Origin of the sequence: Ancylobacter tetraedralis, assembly GCF_014195655.1 — a bacterium.
GTDB classification, from domain to species: Bacteria; Pseudomonadota; Alphaproteobacteria; order Rhizobiales; family Xanthobacteraceae; genus Ancylobacter; species Ancylobacter tetraedralis.
This window is the reverse complement of record NZ_JACICD010000010.1, coordinates 1-25,546: the sequence shown is the minus strand read 5'-3', so window position 1 is coordinate 25,546 and position 25,546 is coordinate 1. Positions and strand designations below refer to the sequence as shown.

16 protein-coding genes and 1 tRNA gene are annotated in these 25,546 nt (G+C 67.8%); 11 read left to right on the top strand and 6 right to left on the bottom strand.

What is annotated here, in order from left to right:
* Positions 1-192: 192 nt before the first annotated feature.
* The 7 genes from fdnG to FHS55_RS19665 all read left to right on the top strand — a co-directional run bounded on the left by fdnG (position 193) and on the right by FHS55_RS19665 (position 9,734).
* On the top strand, positions 193-3,282 hold the full coding sequence (gene fdnG / locus FHS55_RS19695; protein WP_183191503.1) for a formate dehydrogenase-N subunit alpha: 3,090 nt from the start codon (positions 193-195) through the stop codon (positions 3,280-3,282).
* A 15-nt stretch (positions 3,283-3,297) separates the two neighbouring features.
* The gene (gene fdxH / locus FHS55_RS19690) at positions 3,298-4,305 is read left to right on the top strand and encodes a formate dehydrogenase subunit beta (protein ID WP_183191502.1); all 1,008 of its coding nucleotides are present in this window, start codon (positions 3,298-3,300) and stop codon (positions 4,303-4,305) included.
* Positions 4,302-5,009, top strand: a complete 708-nt coding sequence (locus tag FHS55_RS19685) for a formate dehydrogenase subunit gamma (protein ID WP_183191501.1) — start codon at positions 4,302-4,304, stop codon at positions 5,007-5,009. The genes fdxH and FHS55_RS19685 overlap by 4 nt, the downstream gene beginning before the upstream one ends.
* A gap of 207 nt (positions 5,010-5,216) precedes the next feature.
* Positions 5,217-6,128 carry a formate dehydrogenase accessory protein FdhE gene (gene fdhE, locus FHS55_RS19680; RefSeq protein ID WP_183191500.1) on the top strand — a complete coding sequence of 304 codons (912 nt, stop codon included), beginning with the start codon at positions 5,217-5,219 and terminating at the stop codon, positions 6,126-6,128.
* 54 nt (positions 6,129-6,182) lie between these two features.
* On the top strand, positions 6,183-7,613 hold the full coding sequence (gene selA, locus FHS55_RS19675) for an L-seryl-tRNA(Sec) selenium transferase (protein ID WP_183191576.1): 1,431 nt from the start codon (positions 6,183-6,185) through the stop codon (positions 7,611-7,613).
* A complete protein-coding gene (gene selB, locus FHS55_RS19670; RefSeq protein WP_183191499.1) occupies positions 7,610-9,634 on the top strand; it encodes a selenocysteine-specific translation elongation factor in 2,025 nt (674 codons plus the stop codon). Before selA ends, selB begins: the two co-directional genes overlap by 4 nt.
* A gap of 4 nt (positions 9,635-9,638) precedes the next feature.
* Positions 9,639-9,734 (top strand) — tRNA-Sec (locus tag FHS55_RS19665).
* A gap of 65 nt (positions 9,735-9,799) precedes the next feature.
* Here the strand turns inward: FHS55_RS19665 and FHS55_RS19660 are convergent.
* From FHS55_RS19660 to bcsA, 4 genes are read right to left on the bottom strand one after another with little or no spacing between them, the layout of a single operon-like run.
* Positions 9,800-12,103 (bottom strand): hypothetical protein, encoded by a 2,304-nt coding sequence (locus tag FHS55_RS19660; RefSeq protein ID WP_183191498.1) that lies wholly within the window; start codon positions 12,101-12,103, stop codon positions 9,800-9,802.
* On the bottom strand, positions 12,094-13,146 hold the full coding sequence (locus FHS55_RS19655) for a family 8 glycosyl hydrolase (RefSeq protein WP_183191497.1): 1,053 nt from the start codon (positions 13,144-13,146) through the stop codon (positions 12,094-12,096). Before FHS55_RS19655 ends, FHS55_RS19660 begins: the two co-directional genes overlap by 10 nt.
* On the bottom strand, positions 13,143-15,854 hold the full coding sequence (locus FHS55_RS19650) for a cellulose biosynthesis cyclic di-GMP-binding regulatory protein BcsB (protein ID WP_183191496.1): 2,712 nt from the start codon (positions 15,852-15,854) through the stop codon (positions 13,143-13,145). The genes FHS55_RS19655 and FHS55_RS19650 overlap by 4 nt, the downstream gene beginning before the upstream one ends.
* The gene (bcsA, locus tag FHS55_RS19645) at positions 15,851-18,058 is read right to left on the bottom strand and encodes a UDP-forming cellulose synthase catalytic subunit (RefSeq protein WP_183191495.1); all 2,208 of its coding nucleotides are present in this window, start codon (positions 18,056-18,058) and stop codon (positions 15,851-15,853) included. Before bcsA ends, FHS55_RS19650 begins: the two co-directional genes overlap by 4 nt.
* A gap of 393 nt (positions 18,059-18,451) precedes the next feature.
* On the opposite strand from bcsA, the gene bcsN reads away from it, so the two are divergent.
* Positions 18,452-19,471, top strand: coding sequence for a cellulose biosynthesis protein BcsN (gene bcsN / locus FHS55_RS19640; protein WP_183191494.1), 1,020 nt, complete (start codon positions 18,452-18,454; stop codon positions 19,469-19,471).
* Between the two features lie 6 nt (positions 19,472-19,477).
* Here the strand turns inward: bcsN and FHS55_RS19635 are convergent, their stop codons facing one another.
* Entirely contained in the window at positions 19,478-20,614 is a 1,137-nt protein-coding gene (locus FHS55_RS19635) for an acyltransferase family protein (RefSeq protein ID WP_183191493.1), read from the bottom strand.
* 210 nt (positions 20,615-20,824) lie between these two features.
* On the opposite strand from FHS55_RS19635, the gene FHS55_RS19630 reads away from it, so the two are divergent.
* The 3 genes from FHS55_RS19630 (at position 20,825) to FHS55_RS19620 (ending at position 23,333) form a co-directional block, all read left to right on the top strand.
* Positions 20,825-21,451 carry an SCO family protein gene (locus FHS55_RS19630; protein ID WP_183191492.1) on the top strand — a complete coding sequence of 209 codons (627 nt, stop codon included), beginning with the start codon at positions 20,825-20,827 and terminating at the stop codon, positions 21,449-21,451.
* 185 nt (positions 21,452-21,636) lie between these two features.
* Positions 21,637-22,680, top strand: a complete 1,044-nt coding sequence (locus FHS55_RS19625; protein ID WP_246340308.1) for a L,D-transpeptidase family protein — start codon at positions 21,637-21,639, stop codon at positions 22,678-22,680.
* An 83-nt stretch (positions 22,681-22,763) separates the two neighbouring features.
* Positions 22,764-23,333, top strand: a complete 570-nt coding sequence (locus FHS55_RS19620) for a GNAT family N-acetyltransferase (protein WP_183191491.1) — start codon at positions 22,764-22,766, stop codon at positions 23,331-23,333.
* Positions 23,334-23,381: 48 nt separating this feature from the next.
* On the opposite strand, the gene pyk is transcribed toward FHS55_RS19620, so the two are convergent.
* Positions 23,382-24,932, bottom strand: coding sequence for a pyruvate kinase (gene pyk / locus FHS55_RS19615; protein WP_183191490.1), 1,551 nt, complete (start codon positions 24,930-24,932; stop codon positions 23,382-23,384).
* Positions 24,933-25,546 lie beyond the last annotated feature (614 nt).

Sequence of the window (25,546 nt, the reverse complement as noted above, 5' to 3'; positions counted from 1 at the left end):
TCGCTGGCCCGGGCGTGCGGCGCAGCATTTCCAAAATGCCCGTCACTGGAGCGAGTGACTTGGAATTACACGGGTTTTTGTTGGTCCTTCACCTTTCGTTGGTTTGACATTGGAGCCGCTAAAAAATAGGCTTTCGATTGGATACGCCTATCGTGCGATGGGCTTTGCAATGAGAGTTTCGGGAGGTCCTCGATGAACATGGAACTCTCGCGCCGGTCGTTTCTGAAAACGTCGGGTGCGGGGATCGCGGGCACGACGCTGGGAGCCTTCGGGTTCGGCGAGGCGGAGGCGGCGGTTGCCGCATTCATCAAGCCGTTCCATCTGGCCAACACGACGGAAGCGCGCAACACCTGCACCTATTGCTCGGTCGCCTGCGGCATCATCATCTTTTCCAAGGGCGACCTGCGGAAGGGTGAGAAGGCCGATATCGTCCATATCGAGGGCGATGCCGACCACCCCACCAATCGCGGGACGCTCTGCCCCAAGGGCGCGGCGCTGCGCGACATCGTGAAGAGCGAGACGCGCCTCACCCAGCCGATGGTGCGCAAGCCCGGCTCCGACCGTTTCGAGCCGATCTCCTGGGACGCGGCGCTCGACAAGATCGCCCATGCCATGAAGCACGATCGCGACGCCAATTTCGTCGCGACCAACAAGGACGGCGTCACCGTCAATCGCTGGCTGACCGCCGGCTTCCTGGCGGCCTCGGCCACCACGAACGAGACCGCCTTCGCCACCTACAAGGTGGTGCGTTCCACGGGGATGCTTGGATTCGATAATCAGGCGCGCGTCTGACACGGCCCGACGGTGGCGAGTCTCGCCCCAACATTCGGCCGTGGTGCCATGACGAACTCCTGGACGGATATCAAGAATACCGACCTCGTCATCATCATGGGCGGCAATGCCGCCGAAGCGCATCCGTGCGGTTTCAAATGGGTCACCGAGGCGAAAGCCAACCGTGGCGCCAAGCTCATTGTGGTCGACCCGCGCTATAACCGCTCGGCGTCGGTGGCGGACTATTACGCGCCGATCCGGCAGGGGTCGGACATCGCCTTCCTCATGGGCCTGATCAACTGGTGCATCCAGAACGACAAGGTCCAGTGGGCCTATACCAAGGCTTTCACCAACGCCTCCTTCCTCGTGAAGGAAGGCTTCGAGTATCATGAGGGCCTGTTCACCGGCTACGACGAGGAAAAGCGCGACTATAACCGCGATACCTGGGAATATGAGATCGGGCCGGACGGCTATGCCGTGGTCGACGACACGCTCACGCATCCGCGTTGCGTGTGGAACCTCTTGAAACAGCACGTCTCCATCTACACGCCCGAGCTGGTCGAACGCATCTGCGGCACGCCGAAGGACAAGTTCCTGCACATCGCCGAGATGGTGGGCGAGTGCTCCTCGCCGACCAAGACCATGACGTCGATGTACGCGCTCGGCTGGACCCAGCATTCCAAGGGCGCGCAGAACATCCGCGGCATGGCGATGCTGCAGCTTATCCTTGGCAATATCGGCGTGCGCGGCGGTGGCATGAACGCGTTGCGCGGCCATTCCAACATCCAGGGGCTGACCGATCTCGGCCTGTTGTCCAACATGCTGCCCGGCTATCTCAACCTGCCGGTGGACAAGGAACCCGACTTCGCCACGTACATGTCGACGCGCGGCTTCAAGCCGCTGCGGCCGAACCAGATGAGCTACTGGCAGAACTACAGGAAGTTCTTCGTCAGCTTCATGAAGTCCATGTATGGCGATGCGGCCACGGCCGAGAACGACTGGGCTTATCACTACCTGCCCAAGCTCGACGTGCCGAACTACGACATCCTGCGCATGTTCGAGCGCATGAAAAAAGGCGAGATCAACCTCTATTTCTGCCAGGGCTTCAACCCGCTGCAGGCCTTCCCCAACCGGGCCAAGCTCAGCGAGGGGCTCTCCAAGCTCAAGCTGCTCGTGGTCATGGACCCGCTCCAGACCGAGACGGCCCGCTTCTGGGAGGATCACGGCGTCTATAACAAGACCGACCCGTCCTCGATCCAGACGGAAGTGATCCAGCTGCCCACCACCTGCTTCGCGGAGGACGAGGGCTCGCTGGTCAATTCCGGACGCTGGCTGCAATGGCACTGGCCGGGCGGCTCGCCTCCCGGCGAGGCGCGCACCGACACCTGGATCATGGCGCAGATCCACCTCCGCCTGAAGGCGCTCTACGCCCGCGATGGCGGCGCCTTCCCCGACCCGATCGTCAATCTTAACTGGTCCTACAAGGACCCGGACGAGCCGACGCCGGAGGAACTGGCGCGGGAGATGAACGGTTCGGCCCTGGTCGACGTGTTCGATCCCAACGACCCGACCAAGAAGATCCTGGAGGCGGGGAAGCAGCTCCCGGGCTTCGGCGTGCTGCGCGACGACGGCACCACCGCGTCGGGCTGCTGGATCTTCTCGGGCTGCTGGACCGAGGCGGGCAACATGATGGCGCGCCGGGACAATTCCGACCCGGGCGATACCGGGGCCTACCTCAAATGGTCCTTCGCCTGGCCGGCCAACCGGCGCATCATCTATAATCGCGCCTCCTGCGACCTCGAGGGCAAGCCGTGGGATCCCTCGCGCAAGCTGATCGAGTGGGACGGCGCCAAATGGACCGGCTACGACGTGCCGGACATCGCGCCCACCGCCAAGCCGGGAGATGTCGGCCCATTCATCATGAACGCGGAAGGCTCCGGCCGACTGTTCGTGCGCAAGATGATGCGCGACGGGCCGTTCCCGGTGCATTACGAGCCGTTCGAGAGCCCGGTCGCCAATGTCATTGCCCCGAAGATCGTGGGCAATCCGGTGTCGCGCGTGTTCAAGGATGACTGGAAGCAGTTCGCCCAGACCGCCTCGCCCGACTTCCCCTATGCCGCGACCACCTACCGTCTCACCGAGCATTTCCACTACTGGACCAAGAACAACCATGTGAACTCGGTCCTGCAGCCGGAACAGTTCGTCGAGATTTCGGAGGAGCTTGCCCGCGACAAGGGCATCGCGCTGGGCGGCTGGGTGCGGGTGTGGTCGATGCGCGGCTCGCTCTTCGCCAAGGCGGTCGTCACCAAGCGGATCAAGCCGATGACGATCGACGGCAAGATTGTCCACGTGGTCGGTATCCCGATCCACTGGGGTTTCGTCGGCGCCGCCCGCAAGGGCTTCCCGGCGAATGTGCTGACCCCCTTCGTCGGCGACGCCAATATCGAGACGCCGGAGTTCAAGGCGTTTCTCGTCAACATCGAAGCCTCCGCCGGTCCGGCGGTGTCATAAGAGGGAGGCGGCACGATGTTTCCACCGATTCCGAACCCGTCCGTCTCCCCCGAGGCCGCAAAGCCGCGCTTCGGCGAGAAGGACATCCTGCGCCGCTCCGCCTCCGAGGTCACGCCGCCCGCCGAGCGGCTGACCGAGGTGGCCAAGCTCATCGACGTGTCGAAATGCATCGGCTGCAAGGCCTGCCAGTCGGCCTGCCTCGAATGGAACAATCTCCATGAGGAGATCGGCTTCAACCACGGGGTCTACACCAACCCCATGGACCTGACGCCGGACACGTTCACGCTGATGCGCTTCACCGAGTGGGTGAATCCCGAGACCGACAATCTCGAATGGCTCATCCGCAAGGATGGCTGCATGCATTGCGAGGATCCCGGCTGCCTGAAGGCCTGCCCTTCGCCGGGCGCGATCGTGCAGTACTCGAACGGCATCGTCGATTTCCAGCATGAGAACTGCATCGGCTGCGGCTATTGCATCAAGGGCTGCCCGTTTAACATTCCGCGCATCTCCAAGGTCGATCACACCGCCTACAAGTGCACGCTGTGCTCGGATCGCGTGGCGGTGGGCCAGGGCCCAGCCTGCCAGAAGGCCTGCCCGACCCAGGCCATCGTCTTCGGCACCAAGCAGGAGATGAAGGACTGGGCGGATTTCCGCATCAAGGACCTCAAGTCGCGTGGCTTCGAGAATGCGGGACTCTATGATCCGCAGGGCGTGGGCGGCACGCATGTGATGTATGTGCTGCACCATGCCGACCAGCCGTCGATCTATGCCAACCTGCCGGATAATCCGCGCATTTCGCCCATCGTCGATGCCTGGAAGGGCGTGACCAAATATGTCGGTCTCGCCGCCATGGGCTTCGCCGCCGCCGCGGGCCTCCTCCACTATGTGGTGGCCGGTCCCAACCGGGTGACGGCGGAAGACGAGGAGAACGCGCAGAAGCTCACCGAGGGCAAGGGTCCGCCATCCGCTCCCCCGCCGGCGTCGCCATCGGGGCCGGCCGGCCATGAGGGGAGGGCGACATGACCTCCGTAAACCTGCCGCCCGAAGTGCCCGAGGACATCGAGCCGGGCGATGCCGTCCGGCCGGGCCGCCCGGTGCATGTGGCGCGCTACACGCTGGCCGCGCGCATCAATCACTGGATCACCGCCATCAGCCTCGTGGTGCTGGCGCTGTCCGGCATGGCGCTGTTCACCCCGCGCCTGTTCTTCCTCACCGGCCTGTTCGGCGGGGGGCAATGGACTCGCACGCTGCATCCCTGGATCGGCGTGGTGCTGTTCTGTTCCTTCGCCATCCTGTTCGTGCGGTTCTGGCGGGCCAACCTGCCGGCGCGAGTGGATGTGACCTGGCTCGCCCATGCCAACGACCTGCTGGCGGGGCGTGAGGAGAAGATGCCGGAGGTCGGCAAGTACAATGCCGGCCAGAAGGGCGTGTTCTGGGCGATGTCGGCGCTGATCATCGTGCTGATCGTCTCCGGCATCGCGATGTGGGACCAGTATTTCTATGATCTCACCACCATCCCGCAGAAGCGCGTCGCCATTCTGGTCCACGCCATGGCGGCGGTGGTGATCATCTGCGTCTGGATCATCCACGTCTATGCGGCGATCTGGGTGAAGGGCACGATCGGTGCGATGACGCGCGGCGAGGTGACGGGCGGCTGGGCCTGGCGCCACCACCGCAAATGGCTGCGCGAACTGGTGAGCCGCAAGCCGCGTGCCCCGGCCGAATAGCCCGGTCCCGCGTCGGATACCGGGCGCCCTATCGCGCGGCTCGGGATGATGTGAACAGACGGCCCGTCGCAGGATCGACGATCCGTCCTATATCAGGCGTTCCCGGGTGGCGCGGCCATTTTCGGGAATGCGCAGGGAAGTGCGTGTCCACCGTTTGCGCGTCTTGTCCGTGCGTATCCACGTGGCCCGTGCGGTTCGTGAGGGAACATGTCCGCCAATCTGCAGCCCGATCCCACCGCGATCGGCAATCTCTCGACGCCGCCCTTCGCGGTTCTGCCCGACCCCGCCACGCTGTTCGCCGCCCGCGCGGCGCGGCTGCGTGCCTATGCGGCGGTGAGCCCGATGGCGGCCTACCTCTCCTTCGTCGCCGGGCTGGTCGACGCGCAGGCCGCCATCGTTCCGTCCCTGCCGCCGGTCAATGGGCCGAATGCCGAGGCGGTCGAGCGCGCGAGCGGCTTCGGCATGCCTCCGCTCGATCGCCCCGGCCTCAAGCTGGACGATACGCTGGAGGCGACCCTTGATGCGCTGTTCGATGCCAGCGCGCGGCTGGCCATGCCGCAGGAGGCGGAAGCCGCGCTGACGCGGGTGCGGCTCGCCGACGGCACGGAACGCGCCCAGATGGTGCGCGACGTGCTCGCCCACGACCTGCCGATGGAGACACTGGCCGAGCACGTCTATGTCGCGAGCGCGCTGCAGGTGCATTTCGCCCGCCTCGCCGCCGGCCTCGATGCGAAAAAACTGGTGCCGGTGGGCGATGGCGTCTGCCCGGCCTGCGGCGGCCCGCCGGTCGCCTCGCTGATCGTGGAATGGCCGAACGCGCACGGCAACCGCTTCTGCGCCTGCTCGCTGTGCTCCACCCTGTGGAACTATGTGCGCATACGCTGCTGCTCCTGCGGCTCCACCAAGGGTATCGGCTATCAGGAGATCGAGGGCAGCCCCGGCACCATCAAGGCCGAAACCTGCGACGAGTGCCGCACCTATGTGAAGGTGATGTATCAGAACAAGGACGTCGCCATCGAGCCGATGGCCGACGATATCGGCTCGCTCGGCCTCGATCTGATGATGCGCGAGGGCCCCTACCGGCGCGCGGCGTTCAACGCCTTCCTGCTCGGCTATTGAGGCGGCACGACGATGGACGCCGATACGCCCCCCGCCGACATTCTCGCGCCGGACATGCCGGCATTCGAGCCGATCGCGCCCGAGTTGCGGCCCTCGCTGCGCGACCTGCCCTCGGTCGATCTGGTGCTGCGGACGCCGGGCGGGCAGCTCGCGGTGGACCGGTTCGGCCGGCTACCGGCGACGCTCGCCATCCGCGTCGCGCTGGACGAGGTGCGCGCCTGCGTGCTCGCCGGACAGCTCGCCAGCCTGCCGACCCCCGACCATGTGGCGCTGGCGGCGGCCGATGCACTGGAGCATGGCGCGCGCGCCAGCCTGCGCCCGGTGTTCAACCTCACCGGCACGGTGCTGCACACCAATCTGGGTCGCGCCCTGCTGGCGGAGGAGGCGGTGGAGGCGGCGGTCGCCGCGATGCGCTCGGCCGTGGCGCTGGAATACGACCTCGCGACCGGCCGGCGCGGCGAGCGCGACGACCATGTGCGCGAGCTGCTGATCGACCTCACCGGTGCGGAGGACGCGACAGTCGTCAACAACAACGCTGCCGCCGTGCTGCTGGTGCTCAACACGCTGGGGGCTGGACGGGAGGCCGTCGTCTCGCGCGGCGAACTGATCGAGATCGGCGGCGCCTTCCGCATGCCCGACATCATGGCGCGGGCGGGGGTGCGCCTCGTCGAGGTCGGCACCACCAATCGCACCCATCCGAAGGACTATGTCGGCGCGCTCACCGAGGCGACCGGGCTGGTGCTCAAGGTGCACACCTCGAACTACCGCATCGAGGGCTTTACCCGCGAGGTGCGGGCGGTCGAGCTTGCCGAGATTGCCCATGCGCGCGGCGTGCCGCTGGTCAACGATCTCGGCTCGGGCACGCTTTACGACCTCACCCGCCTCGGCCTCGCGCATGAGCCGACCGTGCGCGAGGCGGTGGCGGAGGGGGCGGACATCGTCACCTTCTCCGGCGACAAGCTGCTGGGCGGGCCGCAGACCGGCTTCATCGTCGGACGCGCCGACCTCATCGAGGCGATCAACCGCAACCCGATGAAGCGGGCGCTCCGCGTCGACAAGGTGCGCCTCGCCGCGCTGGAGGCGACGCTCAGGCTCTACCGGGATCCGGAACGGCTGGCCGCGCGGCTGCCGACATTGCGGCTGCTGGCCCGTGGGCGGGAGGCGATTGCATCGCGCGCCGCAGCGCTGGCGGGCCCGGTTGCCAATATTCTCGGCGAGGATTTCACCGTGGACGTCGCCCTGTGCGCCAGCCAGATCGGCTCCGGCGCGCTGCCGCTGGAAACGCTGCCCAGCGCCGGCCTGGCCATTCGCCCGGCGGGGGCGGCCTCCGGGGGCCTTCTGAACGCGCTGGCGGCGTCGCTGCGGGACATTCCGGTGCCGGTGGTCGGCCGCATCACGGAGGGCGCTCTGCTGCTCGACCTGCGCTGCCTGGAGGATGAGGCGGGTTTCCTCGACAGCCTGTCGCAGCTGGTCCTGCCGGCATGATCATCGGCACGGCGGGCCATATCGACCACGGCAAGACCGCGCTGGTCGGCGCGCTCACCGGTGTCGATACCGACCGGCTGAAGGAGGAGAAGGCGCGGGGCATCACCATCGACCTCGGCTTCGCCTATCTGCCCACGCCGGCCGGCACGCTCGGGTTCATCGACGTGCCGGGGCACGAGCGCCTCGTTCACACCATGCTGGCGGGGGCCAGCGGCATCGATTTCGCGTTGCTGGTTGTCGCCGCTGACGACGGGGTGATGCCGCAGACCCGCGAGCATTTCGCGCTGCTGGATCTTCTGGGTATCCGGCAGGGTCTCGTCGTGCTGACCAAGGCCGACCTTGCCGATGAAGGCCGGCGCGCCGAGGTGGAGGGGCAGATCGAGGCGCTGCTCGCCGGCACCGCGCTGGAAGGCGCGGCGGTCGTTCCGGTCTCCGTCGTGACCGGGGAGGGGATCGAGGATCTGCGGAGCCGGCTCATCGCGGCCGCGCAAGGCTTTTCCGCCCGGGCGAGCGAAGGTGGCTTTCGCCTCGCCGTCGATCGCAGCTTCACCCTGTCCGGCGCCGGCACGGTGGTGACGGGAACCGTGCTCTCCGGGCGGGTGCGGGTGGGCGACACGCTCAAGGTCAGCCCCTCCGGCCTGTCGGCGCGGGTGCGCTCCATCCATGCGCAGAACCGTAAGGCGGAGGAGGCCCGCGCGGGCGACCGCTGCGCGCTGAACCTTGCCGGCGAGGGCGTGACGCATGACGCGATCACGCGCGGCGACATGGTGCTCGATCCCGCCCTGCACGCGCCGAGCGAGCGCATCGATGCCAGCCTGCGCGTGCTGCCGGGCGAGCCGAAGCCGCTCGGTGCCTGGTTCCCGGTGCGGTTGCACCACGCCTCGGTCGAGGTGGGGGCCCGGCTGGTGCCGCTTGCGGGGGATGGCGTGGCGCCCGGCGGCGAGGGGCCGGTGCAACTGGTGCTGGAGCGCCCGATCGCGGCCGCGAGCGGCGACCGCTATGTGATCCGCGACACTTCCTCCCAGCGCACGGTGGGGGGCGGGCGGTTTCTCGACCTGCGCGCGCCGGCTCGCAAGCGCCGCACGCCCGAGCGCCTCGCCCAGCTTGACGCGTTGATGGAGACCGATCCCGCCGCTTCGGTGGCGCGGCTGCTCGCCATCGATCCCTGGCATGTCGACCTCTCCGCCTTCGCGCGCGACCATGCGCTGGGCGAGGGGGCGGCCGGGCGGCTGGCGGCGGAACTCGGCCTCGTCACCTTTTCCACCCCCGGCGCGCGGATCGGCCTGTCGCCCGCGCGCTGGGAACTCATCCGCGCCGCGATCCTCGCCGAACTGACGCGCTTTCACGATGCCAATCCCGACCTGCCCGGCATGGGCGCGGAGCGGCTGCGCCTCGCGCTCGCCCCGCGTCTCGCCCGGCCTGTCTTCACGGAGGCGGTGAAGCGGCTGGCGGGCGAGGGGCGGCTGGCGCTGGAAGGCGCCTGGGTGCGGCTGGCCGGGCACGAGGTGCGGCTGACGCGGCAGGACGAGCTGTTGTGGGAGATGATCGAGCCGCGGCTGGGCGGCGTGGAGCGCTTCCGCCCGCCGCGCGTGCGCGACCTTGCCGGCCTCACCGGGGTGGCCGAGCCGGAGATCCGCCGGCTGATGAAGCTGCTCGGCCGCATGGGGCGGGTCGACGAGGTGGCGCAGGATCATTTCTTCCGGCGCGCCACGGTGGCGCAGATGGTCGCCATGGTGCGGCAACTGGCGGAGGCCGCGCCGGACCGGCAATTCGCCGCCGCCCGCTTCCGCGACCGCATCGAGCAGGACGACCATTCGGTCGGCCGCAAGGTGGCGATCCAGATCCTCGAATTCTTCGACCGCCACGGCGTGACGCTGCGCCGTGGAGATCTCCGGCGCATCAACCCGCATCGGCTGGACCTGTTCGGCGCGATCGGAGAAGATGCGGTCAACTCTGGCGCGCGTTCGAGCCAGGCGGAAACCGTTTCGCCGGACGAGGGCGCGTCGCGACAGGTGCTTTAGTTCTGGAAGGGAAACATCACTGGTGTGATGTCCGGGCTTCAAACCCGGGAGGGGCCGCGAGACGGTCTCTGGTGGGTTCGACTCCCACTCTCTTCCGCCACCTTCCAGATGAAAAAGGCCGGCCCCACGGGAGCCGGCCTCTTTCATGCGGCGAGATGGCGGCGCTCAGTAATTGTCGCGCATCTGGCGGGTGGCCCCCAGAATGGTCATCACGCCGTTGGTCGCTTCCTTGTTGCCCTGCGCGGCGAGCGCCTTGAAGATGCGGTTCGCCGACTGGAAGTCGCGGATGTGGTAGTAGCACCACGCGCGCATCAGCATCAGGTCCTGCTGCTCCGGGCCGAGGCGGGCGCGCTCGTCCAGCGCGACCAGCGCCTCCACATAACGCCCGTCCTTGTAGAATTCGAAGGCCCGCTGGGTGAGCAGGTCGGCATTGAGCTGGAGCGCCCGGCGCGGGCTCTGCGGCGCTTCGAGCGCTGCCACGCTGGCGGCATTGGTCATGCCCTTGCGCATATAGGCGAGCGACTTGCCATAGGCGGCGTCCTCGGCGGTGCGCCCCGTGCCGTACTGGATGGCATAGTCGAAGGCCGTTACCGCCTCGATCGGCCGGTTGAGCTCCATCAGCTTCCAGCCGCGCGCCAGCGCCGCCGCCGCGCTGCCGCCGCGCGGCGATTCCGCCACCGGGCTGCCGGTGCGGGCCGTCGAGCGGGCGACGTTGCGACGCGGTGCGGGGGCTGCCTCGTAGCGCGCCGCCGGCGCCGCGGCATAGCTGCGCTCGGCCGCCACCTGCGGAGTGACGGCCTGCTGCGTGACGGCCTGCGGCATGGCTGCCTGCGGGCTGACGGGCTGAGACGTCGCGGGCAGCGCTGCCGTCGGGATCGGGGTAAAGCCGGTCGCCGGGGCGGATGCCGGCGTGTAGGCCAGCGCGCCCGATGTGGGGATGGGCTGGAACCCGGCGCCAACGCCGCGCACGGCGCTGGTGGTGGGCACGCCCAGCGGCGGGGGCTGCAGCGTCGGGGTGGGCGTCAGCCGGGCGGCCGCGGCGATCAGCGGATTGGTGGTGCGCACCGGCGCCTGCCCGTTTCGCGCCTCGAGCCGCGCACGCACATTGGGGTCGACCAGCGCGAGGATGCGCTCGGAGCGCGAGCCCCAGCTCTGCGCCATGGCGGCAAGGCGGGCCCGGTCGCCGAGCCGCCAATAGGCGAGGGACAGGCCATAGGCCGAGGGCTCGTCATTGGGATCCCAGTTCAGCGCGGTCTCGAACCACGACTGGGCGGTGACGATCTGCCCGGTATTGTAGGCATACCAGCCAAGCGCCTGCGCGCCGGGGACGTATTTGTCGCGGATCACCACCGGGCTGAACCGCGTCAGCACCAGCGCGTCGAGCACCGGCGCGGGATCGGCGGTGAGCAGGCTGATGACGACGTCGAGATAGGCCTTGTTGTTCTCGGGTGCCGAGTCGCGCCACTCATAGGCGATCGGCTCCGCTTCCAGCGCGCGCCCGAGCGCGTTGAGCGCCAGAACATAGCCTTCCGCCGCCTTCGAGCCGCCCTTGCGGTCGAGCGCGAGCTTGAACCATTCGAGTGCGCGCCGGGCGTCGTCATGGCGGAACAGGTACCAGCCGAGCAGAAGCGGGTCGCCCGCGCCGCTGCCTTGCCGCGCCAGTTCCTCCATCCGCTTGATGTCGGCGTCGGGAACGGAATATTCCGGGTTCTCGGCGGCTCGGCCCATGCGGCGGCGGATGAGGTCGTCGCGCAGCAGGGCGAATTCCGGCTTGCCCTCGGCATCCTTGCGCTCGAACTTCATCAGATTGGCGATCTGGTCGTCGCTCAGCAGCGGGATCGCCTTCTGCATGGTGGCAAGGCGCTCGCCCGCATCATTGCAGTTGGTCAGCACATAGGTATAGGCGTCGAGCGCGCGCGGGATCTGGTTGGTCTTGGCGAACGCCTCGGCGACCCGCCACAGGATGTCGACATTGGTGCAGGTCAGCACGCCCGGCGTCTCGGTGGCGAGGCGCAGCACGGTGGACCATTGCTGGGCGTCGGACGCGTTGACAAGCCGCTGGCGGGTCTCCGCCTCGTTCAGCCGGGCGATCAGGTCGGCCGGCGGGTCCCAGGACGAATCCGCTGCCTGCCGCGTGGCGATGGCGCCGCGCACGTCGCTATACTTGCCCTCGGCATAGAGCTTCCACAGCCGTTCCAGCTCGATGTCGGTCTGCGGGCCGAACAGGTCGGCGGGCGGCGACCATTCGGGATAGAGGGCGCGCAGGCGGGCGATTTCCGCATCCAGGCGGCGCGTGTCACCCTGCGAGGCGAAGTAGCGCAATGCCGTCTCGTCGACCTTCTGGCGCGAGCCGCCATTGTCCGAGGCGCTGCGGCTGCCGGAGCCGCCCGGGAGCTCGACCTGCTGCGCGATGGCGGGGAGGACGGCGCCCCCCAGCACGATCAGCAGGGCGGCTCTCTTCAAAGACATCTCGGATATCGCTCCGCGACCAAAGCCCAAGCCAGCAAGTACAACGTCGAGGGGTAGTAGAGCGTGGGCTCGAACCGACGCAGATCGTCAGGGATGCGGGTCGCGTCGAGAGCACAGGCCAGCACGGCGCCGAGCATCCGGTAGCCGGGCTCCGTCAGCCGCGTCAGCACGCGTCCCGTGGCGATTTCGACGACGGATGGCGCCCCCCCATTCTCGACCAGCCAGCTTTGCCGGAACGAATCCTGCAGTTCCGCGTCGGCGATGCCGGCCCGTAACAGGTAAAGCGATATCCTTAATGAATTGTAACCGAAGACCGGGGGGAACCCGTCCGCCACCGTCACCGGCCCCTTGCTGGGCGCGGCGATCCAGTCCGGCGGCAGCCGCGCCGGGCCCAGCTGTGCGATGCGGAGCAATTCCAGCCCGGTCTTCGAGATGCCGTCCCAGTCGGTCTCCGGCGCCAGCTGCTTCATGGCGGGGAAGGTTTCGAAGATCCAGTAGGACAGGTTCAGGATCGGGCCGTCCGGCCGGTCCGCCGCGCTGAAGCCCGAGGCGCCGGGCAGCAGGAGCAGCCGGTCGCCGCTGCGCAGCACCAGCTTGGCTCCGATGGCGCGCGCGATCTTCTGCGCGCTGTCGACATAGCCGGGGATGCCCCATGATCTTCCAGCCCTCGCCAGTGAATAGGCGATGAGCAGATCGCCGTCGCTCGCCGCATTTATATCGGTGACGTGGGGTTTCGAGTTCGGGTCCCAGCGCCATGCAGCAAGTCCGTCGTCGCGAATCAGCAACTCCGTCCGCGTGAAGCTCCATATGCGTTCAAAATTGCTTCTGTCACCAGCCAAATAGGCCAGGAGCATGCCGTAACCTTGCCCCTCGCTGTGGCTGATCCCGCCATTGGCCGTGTCGACGACGCGTCCGCTATCATCGATGAAATGCGCCATATAGGCGCTCCACGCCTCGGCGGGCAGCGCGGTGGCCGTCTGCGCTCTCAATGGAAGCACCCCGAACGCGAGCACAACGATGCCGGCTACGAGGAGCTTGATCATGTGGGGCGTCCAAGTCGTCGCAGCAGGAAGGCGGTGGCGATGCCGAGCACGGTGCCGGCAATCAGCAGCATCAGCGCATAGGGCACGATGTTGGTCGAGAGCCAGTTCGCCGCGATCATGCGGAAATTGGCGAAGGAGAGCGGCTCCGTCACGATGAAGCGGAAGCTGCCGACATCGTGGCGCTCGAGATCGCCGGTGGAGTTCTGGAAGGCCACGGCCTGGCCGCCGATGCGGTTCCACGCGCTGTCCGCGGTGAAGCGGACCATGGAGGCGGCCAGCGTTTCCGGCGTGCGCCCGGTCACCAGGGTCCAGGCCTGCGTGCCGTTGGTGCTGTTGCCCTGCGCCATCACCAGCGAGGTGCGCGGCGGCGGCTCATACAGCGCCCGGCGGCCTTCCTGGATGCGCAGCGACTCGAAGCTGATGGAGAAGGTGCTTTTCAGCCACCCCTCGAAATTGTCGACCACCGCGTAGATGCCGCCGCGTCCCTGCACGCTGTCGCGCCAGCGCTCATAGATCTGCGGCGTGTTCTGCGGATTGGCCTGTTCGCTGGCCATGGACGATCCCTCGCCCTGCTGCCGGTTGCGGAAGCGTTCCAGTACGTTGTCGTAGTTCTCGCCCGCCGGGGATTCCGACAGGCGCCCGTCATCGCCCGCCGAGACCACCCAGTTGGCGCGGGTGGAACTGGCAATGCCCACCTGCTCCAGCACGCTGCTGGCAATGTGGTCGATACCGCCCACGAAGATGGCGTTGCGCTCGCCCAGCGTGACCGAGGCGGGCGAGGCGTCGATCGGCAGCGGCGCGCCATTGGAAAGCGCCAGCCGGCTCATCAGCGTCGAGGCCGCCGACAGGGTGGAGGAATCCTGCCGGGCCAGCACGACCGCGATCGGGCTGCCGTCGAGATTATAGGGGAAGGCGGTGGCGCTGAAGGCGGCGAGGTCGGGCATGCGTCCGATACGGGCGAAATTCGCCATGGCGAATTCCGATGAATCAAACAGCACGAAGCGGTTGTCGGCCGGCAGCGTGGCGCCGGGCAGGCAGCGCGCATCCGCTTCGGTGTCCAGCACCACTTCCAGCCACAGCCGGTTGATGCCGGGCCGGAAATTGCGCAGCGGGATGAATATCGGGTCGTGCTGGAACAGCCCGCCACCGCGCGTGGTGATTGGCAGGGTGGAGGCGATCTGCTGGTTCACATAGACGTCGACATGGCTGCCGGGCCGCACCGCGGCGGTGAAGGCCGCGTCGAGGAACAGCGTGGCATTGCCATAGGCCTCGGCATAGAAGTCCGGCGGCAGCGCGATCTGGAACTCGGAACGGAAGCGGCGGCCGGAGAATTCCTGGGTGGTGACGCCCAGTTCGGAGAGGCGAAGGCTGCGCTCGCCATTGAATAGCGGCGTGTTGGGCGCGAAGCGCGTCTGGGTACTGAGGGCATCGGTCTGGGGAATGTTGACGCTGTTCAGCCGGTCGATCGCCCGGTCGACATCGGCCGGCGTCGGGCCGGAAATGACCAGCACCGGGGCGCCCAGGCGGTCATCTTCCAGGAAGGTGGTGACAGGCCGCTGGCGCGCGTCGGGCGGCACCGTTGCCATGAGGCGCGGCAGTTCGGAGGCGGTGCCGATGACGACCGTGAGTGCGCCCGGCGGGGTCGGGCCCTGCGCGCCCTCGGCCGCCACTACCGCCGGATTGGGGTATTGCCCGCGCACCGACAGGCCCTGCACGACGCGCAGCACCCGCGCCGTGCCGCCACCCTCGATAGGCCCCGGGGTAAGGACGCGGATCGTGGTGACGCCCTTGTCGTCGAAGCCGACCGACGGCAGATCGTCGAGCCCGCCGGTGAGCGGCGGCCGGCCACCGGCGAAGGCGAGCCCGGTGCCGGCATTGTTGAGTTCGGTCCACAATTCGTAGGTGGCGCTCACGGCGCAGTCGGTGCGATGGCGCTGCACAACGTCGATGCGGATCATGTTGGCGCCGGCCCGCAGCGTGCCGCGCTGGATCGGCACGGCGATGTGCGCGGGCGTCTGCGAGGAGGCGATCGGCGTCTCGATGAGGGTCTGGCCATTGAGCGCGACGCGGATGCGCGAGGTCTCCGGCATCACCACCACGGCGTTGAGATAGCTCAGCAGGAACGTCACCTGCCGTGCCGCCTCTTCCTCCGTGACATAGACGACCCAGGCGCGCGAGGCGACTTCGCCGGCAAAGATCATGCGGGGCTGGGGCACGATGAAGCGATCGGGCCGCTGCGGCAGGACCGGCGCGCTCGCGGAGGGGGTGGGCGCGACGCGCGGGGCGGGCTGACCGGGCACCATCTGGAACGGCGCGGCGCTCGGCGCCGGGGCGCCGGCCTCGCCGGGCACGCCAAGGCCGGTGCTGGGCAGGCTCTCGCCGCTGCGGGCGGAGGCTGGCGGGGCGGAAGCGGGTGGTGCGGAGGCGGGTGGGGGAAAGGCCGGGCCGGCCGCCGATGCCGGCGCCTGGGCACCGGGCACGGCAAGGCCGCCGCCCCCGCCGGTGCCGGTGGAGGGCTGCGGCAGTGTCATCGGCACCGAGGTGGGCGGCGCGACGGGCGCCTTGCCGCTGTACCCGGGCAGGGGCGGCGTCATGGAAAAGCCGGTGCCCTGGCCGGCCGAGCCGCCCTGCTGGGCAGAGGCGGCGCCGGCGAGGGCCGCGAGCAGGCCGATCGCGGCGAGCGAGGAGATGGCGCGCAACGTCTTCATCCGCGTTTGGCCGGTTCCAGAAGCGCCCGCCGGTGGCGTTCGCGCCACAGCTTGTGCAACTGCACCAGATAGGACAGGCCGCGCCCGGTCTGGAAGAGCGATACGCGAATGAAAAACACCGTTCCGCGCAGAACGCCCGGATTCTTGCGGCGCGATTCCTGGAATTTCTTCCATTGGTCGGAATTGGCGAAGATGAGGTCCGAAATCAGCCGGTAGTGCAACGGCTGGTCGGGCGCGAATTCACCGCCGATCAGCAGGCCGTCGGCGTCGCGGTCGGCGTTGCGGATCGTGAAGGGCAGCGTGTCGATCGGGATATTGGCGGCGAGCGGCTTGAAGCGCAGCAGTGCCGGCTGGCCGCGGTCCAGTTCCGGCATGGTCACGTTGGCATTGGGCCGCACCCGCGCCCCACCGAGCGAGCCGTCATCGATGGTGGCGGGATAGGACACATCGTTGATAATGAGATCGCAGCGACGCATCAGGTCGACGCGATGGGCGCGCCGGCGGTTGCGCCGCTCGGACACGACGCCGAGCGCGCAGCCGGCAATGAGAATGTTGAGCAGGTTCCACGCGCCGACCACGATGATGACATCGGCATTGAACGGCTCGGTGAGCAGCCGCCAGATCGTCACCAGAAGGGCGACGATCAGCACGGCGAAGATGATGAAGAACGGCCGGCCGATTTCCGACACATGCCCTTCGTCCAGCGTCTCGCCCTTCGCCGTCACGTTGAAGGTCGGCTTCCTCGGGTTGATCAGCACGGAAATGAGCGCCGGCAACAGGTAGATCGCCTGGATATATTCGTAGAGTTCGGAAATCCACGGCCAGCGGTAGCGGCCATAGAGGTAGTTCTGCATCAGCAGGTTCACCAGCATGTAGGTGGTGGTATAGGCGAAGAACTCGGCGCCGGAGGCGTTGAAGATTTCCAGCGAGAAGAACAGGTAGAACAGCGGCGAGATGAGGAACATGAGCCGCGGATAGGGGAACAGCCAGAACAGCGTGCTCGACATGTAGCATAGCCGCTGCTGCAGGCTCAGGCCGCGCTTGAGCGGGGGTACGTGGAAGCGCAGGATCTGCATCATGCCCTGCGCCCAGCGCGAGCGCTGCCCGATGAAGCTTGCAAAGGTTTCCGGCTGCAGGCCCGCCACCAGCGGGCGGTCGACATAGATCGAGTGCCAGCCGCGCGAATGCAGTTCGAGCGCGGTTTCCGCGTCCTCCGTGATGGTGATGCCCTGGAAGCCGTTGGTCTCGGCCAGCGCCTTGCGGTTCACCAGCGCCGCCGAGCCGCAGAAGAAGGCGGAGTCCCACTTGTCGAGGCCGCGCTGGATGATGCCGTAGAACATCTCGTTCTCGGACGGCATGAAATCGAAGGTGTTGAGGTTGCGTTCCAGCGGGTCGGGATTGATGAAGAAATGCGGCGTCTGCACCAGGAACAGGTTCTCCTGCTCCAGGAAATAGCCCACCGTCTGCTTGAGGAAATCGCGCGTCGGGGCATGATCGGCGTCGAACACGGCGACCAGGTCGCCATCCGAATGCTTCAGGCCGTTATTGAGATTGCCCGCCTTGGCGTGCTCATTGCGCGCTCGCGTGAGGTAGCGGCAGCCCAGCCCGTCGCAGATGCGCTGCAATTCGACCCGGCGCTTCTGGGCTTCCAGCGCCTTGACGCTGTCATCCTGCTCGCATTTCTGGTCGGTGCCGCCGTCATCCAGCAGCCACACGGTGAAGCGGTCGACGGGATAGTCGATGCTCAGCGCTGCCGACAGGGTGGAGGCGAGCAGATCCGGATCCTCGTTATAGGAGGGTACGAAGATGTCGACCTTGGGGACCTCGCCTTCCGGAATCGGCGGCGCCTTGCGCTCGGGCATCGGCGAGGACACCACGAACAGGCTGAGGAACAGCATGAACACGCTGTACATCTCGCCGATATACAGCATGAAGCCGATGGTGAAATTGCCCAGCTCGGTGATCGGGGGCAGGGTGCTGGTGGTGCGCCAGTAGACATAGCGCAGCACGATGGCGGTGCCGAGCGCCAGCGCGATCATGCGGAAAATGCCCACCGGCGGCCCGAACGTCTTCAGCACGATCATCGCCAGCACGACGATGCAGCCGGCTATGAGGTGCGCCTGAAGGCTGATCGGCAGCGTGATGAGGAAGACCACGATCAAGGAGGCGATCGCCCACAAGCCGGCAACCCATGCCTTGCGCATACTCTCTCCGCCTCGGTTGCGGGCACTGGCCGCGCTCTGACATGCTTTCTGAGGTGTCTTAACCCTTAGAGGTTGAGGAAATCTATCCCTCCCGTACGTGCGTCGCACATTGATCGATTCCACCGTGGTTAGCGTCAGGCTAAGGTCCGATCGCGCAAGTGATTCGCTGGGATTCACGCGACGTTTTCTTGGATTGAAGGCGGGGAGGTCGTCGGCTCGGCCACGGCACCGGTGCTTGAAGGGCTCATGACTAGGCGGAACACGCGAATACCTCTGCTCGGGTGTCTTGCCGTCTCCGTCGGATTGCTGGCGGCGGGTTGTGCGCCCGTGGCGTGGCGAGGCAGTCCGCAGGTCGCGACGGCCACAGTACAGGTTCCGGTCACGGAGGCGCTCGTGCTGCCGGAGCCGGGCGCCGCGCCGCGCGTGCTCGCCGTTCTGGAGACCGATTATCTCAACGCGGTGCAGCAGGAGATCGTCTTCGAGACCCATTCCCGTACGGTCGGGCAGAATGCCATCTATGCGGTGTTCTTCGGCCCGGTGAAGGGGCGCACCGGTTCGGAAAACCTGCGCAAGGACGACTGGCTCAACGACGAAGTGCTCGATGACGAGATGCTCGAGCGCATGCCGGGCGTCACCATGCATGTCTCGAACTATTTCGTGCAGAACCGCTATGGGCCGTTCAACTACGCCATCGGCAATGCCGGCAACGGCGAGTTGTGCATCTATGGCTGGCAGCGCATCAATTCGCAGACGCCCATGTATGCGTTCATACGCTCGGGCGCGGTGCTCGCGCTGCGCCTGCGCATGTGCCAGATCGGCGCCAGCGAGCAGGACCTGCTGCGGCTCATGTATCGCTTCTCGATCAATGGCTATTTCCTGCCGCAGTCCTGGCAGCCCTATGGCCGGCCGGTGGGGGAGCCCGAGGGCCTGGGGCAGGTCGGCGGTCCGCTGGCCTATCCCTCTGGCCTGACGGGTGATGGCACGGTGCTCGATGGCTGGCTCGGCCCCGATCGCTCGCAGGCCGCGCCCGCCCGCGCCCGGCCGGCCCGCCGCTACGGCAGTTCCGTTCCGCCGGCGGAGCCGGTCTATTCGGGGGGGGAGCCCATGGGTTATCCCCAGGGCAATCTCGTCGACCCCGCGGATGGCTATCCGCAGGTGCCGGGCCCGGCGGCTTCGGGCCAGATGGCCCCGAGTTCGCGCGCCACGGTGACACCCGGCGTGGTGCAGCCGGGCGCGGTGGTCACTCCTGCGCCCTCGCGCGCGGTGCAGTCGGAGGGCGAGGCCTCGCCCTTCAGCCGGCCGCCGGTCCTGCCGGGCACCACCAATTACGCGCCGGCCGCGACCGGTGGCGCGGTGGGCGACCCCATCCGGCTGGTGCCGGGCGCTTCCGCCTATCCGGTGCCGAGCCAGTAGAACGCGTCAGGGCGCGGCAAGCCGGGCGCGCACCCGCCGACGCAGCGCCTTCAGCCCGGCCAGCACCGGCCGCTCCACCGCTATGAGGAAGACGACCGCCAGCGCCAGCGCCGCCGCGCAGGTGCCGGCGAACAGCGCGGCAAGGCCCAGTGGCGACATCGGGCTCAGCGCCACGAAGATCGCCGAGGCCGGCGCCACGATCAGCGGCACGTGCACGAGATAGATCGGGAAGGACAGTTCGCCGATCTTCTGCAGCGGCGCGCTCTCGAACAGTGCGCGCAGCGGCGCCGTCATCAGCACCGCCGCGACGAGGAACATGGCGCCGATCTCGCGGACGCCGTCCGCGCCAAGCCGGGCGAAGATCTGCGCGGCAAGGTCCGGTCCCGCCGCGGGGGCGGGAAAGGTGGCGCCGAGCACGAGGCCGGCCACGGCGAGCAGGGCGCCGGCGAGGCGCCGCTCGCCCAGTTGCCCGCGCCGTTCATAGATCAGCGCGCCGCCGCAGAAGGCCATGAGAAAATAGAGTTCGGCCACGCCGAAGCCGACGAGCCCGGCCGCCATCGCCCATGGCCGCACCCGGCCCCGGAGCAGCGCGTAGGAGCCGTAGATCAGCAGCGAGCCGAAGAATTCCGCCTGCATGGTCCAGAGCGGGTTGTTGAAGCGCGTGGTGCCTTGCAGGAAAACGCCGATGCCGCCTTCCCACATCGCCTGCGAGAGCGGAGGAATAGGGGGCTGATAGGTCCAGCGGAACCAGCGGCTGCCGCTGATCGCCTGCGCGCCGCTCGCGGCATGGGGAAAGCCGGTGAGCCAGGCCCAGGCGAGGATCGAGGAGATCAGGGCCGGCACGCCGAGCCGCAGGTAGCGCAGGCCGATCATGATCGGCGCCTCGGCGAGGCTGCGCGGCGCTGAGGCCGCCAGCACGAAGCCGGACAGCACGAAGAACACCGCCACCGCGAAATCGCCATTCCAGAAAAAGGCGAGCGGCGTGCGGAACAGGCCGAACGGCGGGCGCTCGGCATAGAGGAAGGGCGTGGGCGCGAAGGCGTAGAAGAAGTGGAAGGCCACCACCGCGCAGGCGGCGACGCCGCGCAGCCCGTCCAGCGAGGTGACGCGTGCATGAGCGGGCAGGGCGGCGGGAGCGGGCATGGCGCGGGCGTTCCGGTGGTCGCGAGGCGGGCGGGTTGCGGGCACGCGCCCGGCAACCGGGGGAAGCTAATACCCTCGCACGCGCGGCAGCAACGGGTTCGCGCCGCCACCGGCGGCCGTCCACAGGCCGGGGGAGGCGTCCTCTTCGTGAATTGACGGGGTGGCTCCCGCTAGGTCACTTCCCGGCGGGGCCATGATCGGTGCGGGAGAATGAGTGTGAGACGGCTGCGTTGGATCCTGTGGGGGCTGGTTCTGGTGGCCGGTGCCGCGTTCGCCCTGCTGTTGGCCGAGCGCGGCCGGCCGGTTCCGCCGGCGGCGGCCATTCAGCCGCTGGTCGACGTGGCCGAACTGGGCGGGCCCTTCGCGCTGACCGACCAGGACGGGCGCGCGGTGAGCGAGCGCGACCTCGCGGGCCGGCCCTATGCGCTGTTCTTCGGCTTCACCCATTGCCCGGATGTCTGCCCGACCACGCTTTACGGGCTCACCCAGCTGATGGCCGCGCTCGGCCCCGATGCCGAGCGCCTGCGCGTATTGTTCGTCACCGTCGACCCCGCGCGCGACACGGTTGGCCAGCTCAAGCTCTACCTCTCGTCCTTCGACCCCCGCATCACCGCGCTGACCGGCACGCCGGACGCGGTGGCGGGCATGCTCGGCAATTTCCGCGCCTATGCCCGCAAGGTGCCGACCGGCGACAGCTACACGATGGACCACACCGCTCTGGTCTATCTCATGGGAGCCGACGGCCGCTTCGTCTCGACGCTCGACATGCATGAGCCGCAGGACATCCAGCTCGGCAAGCTGAAGCGCCTTGTGGCGCGCGAGGTCACGACCCCGTGAGCCGGCTCCCCGGCCGGCGCGCCCTCGCGCAACGGCAGCTGGTGATTTGGCGAGGCCCGCCGTGATGGCGTCACTTTCTTCATAAATTCAGGGGCATCATCACGCGCGATGCCGGTCCGGGACGCGGGCTGGCGGCGTATCCGGGCTTTCGCCCGGCTGTGTGGGGATCTGTCGGGAGCGCGGCATTGGTAGTGAAGCTGCTGGCCAGATGGGGTCTGCTCGCCGCCCTCGTGCTGTCCGCCGGTCTGGCGGGCTGCGTGGGCGATCGCGGCGACGATCGCGGCTCGGTGCCGCTCAACGACAAGATCGTGTCGGAGATGACCGCCAAGGGCATGACCCCGGCCGATCCGATCCTGATCCGCATCTACAAGCAGGAGAGCGAGCTGGAGGTGTGGAAGCGCACCAATCGCGGCACCTATGCGCTCCTCAAGACCTATCCGATGTGCCGCTGGTCGGGAAAGCTCGGGCCGAAGACGCAGGAGGGCGACCGGCAGGCGCCGGAAGGCTTCTACACGATCACCCCCGCGCAGCTGAACCCGCGCTCGCAATTCTACCTCTCCTTCAATCTCGGCTATCCCAATCCGCTGGAAAGCGCGCTCGGCTATACCGGCAGCGCGCTGATGGTGCATGGCGCCTGCACCTCGGCCGGCTGCTACGCCATGACCAATAACGGTGTCGCCGAGATCTACGCGCTGGGGCGCGAGGCATTGAAGGGCGGCCAGCAGAGCTTCCCGGTGCAGGCGCTGCCCTTCCGCATGACGCCGGCCAATTTCGCGGCGCACCGCAACGACCCCAATGTGGCGTTCTGGCGCAATCTCAAGGAGGGGGTGGATTACTTCAATCTCACCCGCCAGCCGCCCGTCGTGTCGGCCTGCGGCGGGCGCTATCGCTTCACCCCCGCCGGCAGCCCGGCCGAGCCGGGGCTCGATCCGCTGGGCCCATGCCCGGCCGAGCCGGTGGTGGAGCCCACCAGCGTGGAGATCGTCCAGCGCGTGCAGCAGCGCGAGGTCGCCGATTTCGCCGAGGCCGCCGCCATCGCCTCCGTCAATCCCGAGCTGGCCGGCCCCTATGTGGATGGTGGCATGCACCCGATGTTCCGCGACGTGCTGCGTCGGGGAGGCCCGGAGAAGCTCGCCTCGCTGACCTCGGGCCAGGTGCCGGTCAGCCAGCCCGATGCGGCGCTGGCCGACCCCTATCGCGGCGCGGAGACCGCCTCGGCGGAGCAATAGGCGCGGGCGCGCGATACGATACGGCGGCGCCCGACAGCTCGAAATGGCACGGCGCCTTTCGCCTCCCCAACACGGTCCTTCCCATGCCTGCCCCCGATGACCGCGCCGCCGACAGCCGCCTCCATCTGCGCGATGCGCGCGCAGCGGACATGGCGGCCGTGGCGACGATCTACGCCCACCATGTGCTCAATGGCCTCGCCTCTTTCGAGGAGGTGCCGCCGAGCCTCGACGAGATGGGTGCGCGGCGGGGCGCGGTGCTGGCCGCCGGCCTGCCCTATCTCGTGGCGGAGATCGACGGGGAGGTGGTCGGCTATGCCTACGCCACCGCCTACCGGCCTCGGCCCGCCTATCGCTTCACGCTGGAGGATTCCGTCTATGTCGCGCCGGGGCGCGGCGGGCAGGGCATTGGCAGTCGGTTGCTGGGCGGTCTCATCGCCCGCTGCGAGGCCGGCCCCTGGCGGCAGATGATCGCGGTGATCGGCAATAGCGGCAATGCCGGTTCGATCGCGCTGCACCGCCGTCACGGTTTCACGGAGGCCGGCCTGCTGCGCGATGTCGGCTTCAAGTTCGGGCGATGGGTGGATTCGGTGCTGATGCAGCGTCCGCTCGGGGAGGGCGCGGCGAACCTGCCGGAGCGCCAGCCCCCGACATGAAAAGGCCCTCCGCGGGGAGGGCCTTTCCGTTCTCGCCGGGAAGGCGGCTTATTCCGCCGTGGTCTTCACCGGCCTGGAGCGCACCGTCCCGCCGCTGCGGGCCTTGCTGGCGGCGGCGCGCGGGGTCTGCGCATCGGCCTTGCCCGCGCCCGGCGGCTTGCGCGACAGCATCGCCTTGTCGATGGTCACGAGCCGCATGACATTGGTGGTGCCGGGCGTCGCGAAGGGCACGCCCGCGGTGATGGCGATGAGGTCGCCCTTCTTGGCGAAGCCGTGCTCGACCGTCGTGTGGGTCGCCTTGGTCGCCATCTCGCCGAACGTGTGGATCTCCTCCGGCGCATGCACCACGTGCACGCCATAGGAGAGCACCAGCCGGCGGGCGGTGGTGAGCTGGCTGGCAATGCCGATGATCGGGATGCGCGGGCGCTCGCGCGCGGCGTGCAGCGTGGTTGTGCCCGACAGCGTGTAGGTGACGATGGCGGCGGCATCGACCGAGAGCGCTGCCTGATAGGCCGCCTGCGTCACCGCGTCCGCCACCGAATGGCCGCCCGAGGGGCGCTGCGATTCCATGATGGCGCGGTAGCCCGGATCGCGCTCCACCTGCTTGATGATCTGGTCCATCATCGCCACCGCCTCGACCGGGTACTGGCCGGCGGCGCTCTCGGCCGAGAGCATCACCGCGTCGGCGCCGTCATAGACGGCGGTGGCGACGTCGGAGACCTCGGCGCGGGTGGGGACGGGCGCGCTGATCATCGATTCCAGCATCTGCGTCGCCACGATGACCGGCTTGCCGAGACGGCGGGATTCGCGGATCACCCGCTTCTGCAGGGCCGGAATCTCGGGCAGCGAGAGTTCGACGCCCAGATCGCCGCGCGCCACCATGATGCTGTCGGACAATTCGGTGAGGCGGGTGAGGTGCTCGACCGCCTTCGGCTTTTCCAGCTTCAGGTTGATCTGGGCGCGGCCCTGGATCAGTTCCTTCGCCTCGATCACGTCCTCGGGGCGCTGCACGAAGGACAGCGCGATCCACTCGACGCCGAGGTCGAGCGCGAAGAACAGATCGGAGCGGTCCTTGTCGGTGAGCGCCGAGACCGGCAGCAGCACGTCGGGGACGTTGAAGCCCTTGTTGTTGGAGAGCTTGTTGCCGGCGACCACCTCGGCGTCGATATAGCCCGGGCCGGTCTTGACCACGCGCACGCGCACCTTGCCGTCGTCGAGCAGCACGGTGGAGCCCTCGTGCAGCGCCTCGAGGATTTCCGGGTGCGGGATCGACACGCGCCGGTCATCGCCCGGAGCCGGGTCGGCGTCGAAGCGGATGGTGGTGCCGGCGGTCAGGTTGATGAAGCCGTCGACGAACTTGCCGAGGCGCAGCTTCGGGCCCTGCAGGTCGGCGAGCACGCCGATCGGCCGGCCGACCTCGCTCTCCAGCGCCCGCACGATGCCAAGCACGCGGCCGTGGTTTTCCTGCGTTCCGTGGCTGAAATTGAGCCGGAACACGTCGACTCCGGCCTCGTACAGGGCCTTGATCTTGTCCGGGCTCGAAGATGCCGGACCGAGAGTCGCCACGATCTTCGTCGCGCGTTCCCGCCTGCTAACCATGGTTTCCTCCGTGATGACGCGCGCCGGCGCACCGGTCAGCGTGTTCTCATATGAACCGAAAACCCCGTTTCTGTCTCATGCGAGATATACTGCACCGCAGCGTCAGGATCTGGCGGTGCAGCGTATTCACTTCAACGCGGAGCGAGGTCTCGAATATGTTGTTATCTTGTGCAACTCTTGCGCGGCGAGCTTAACCCGCGCGCATGGCCGCATGTTGACAACCGCCGACGACACAAGCGCCTGACGGTGGCTGTTTCATATAGCTTCCGGCCACGGAATCAACTTGCTGGCATTCGGAATTCTGTATACCAATAGAGACAGACTGCGGAAGCTCTCTGTACTCAGGCTGGACTATCGGCGTCGACGACGCGCGGATGGCATGGATTTGTGGTGGGGAACGCGCATGCGGGCGCCTTCCGGGCGGGCCGATGCGCCGCAAAATTGAAGAACAGCCGGCTAACGGCCTTTGATGGGAGGAAGCTAATGCGTCTGTCCGTGTTGCGTGAGACGGCTGCCGTCGAGCCACGGGTGTCTGCGTCTGCGGACACGGTTAAGCGTTATGTCGGCCTAGGGGCTGAGGTTTTTGTGGCTTCGGGTGCTGGGTTGGCGTCGGG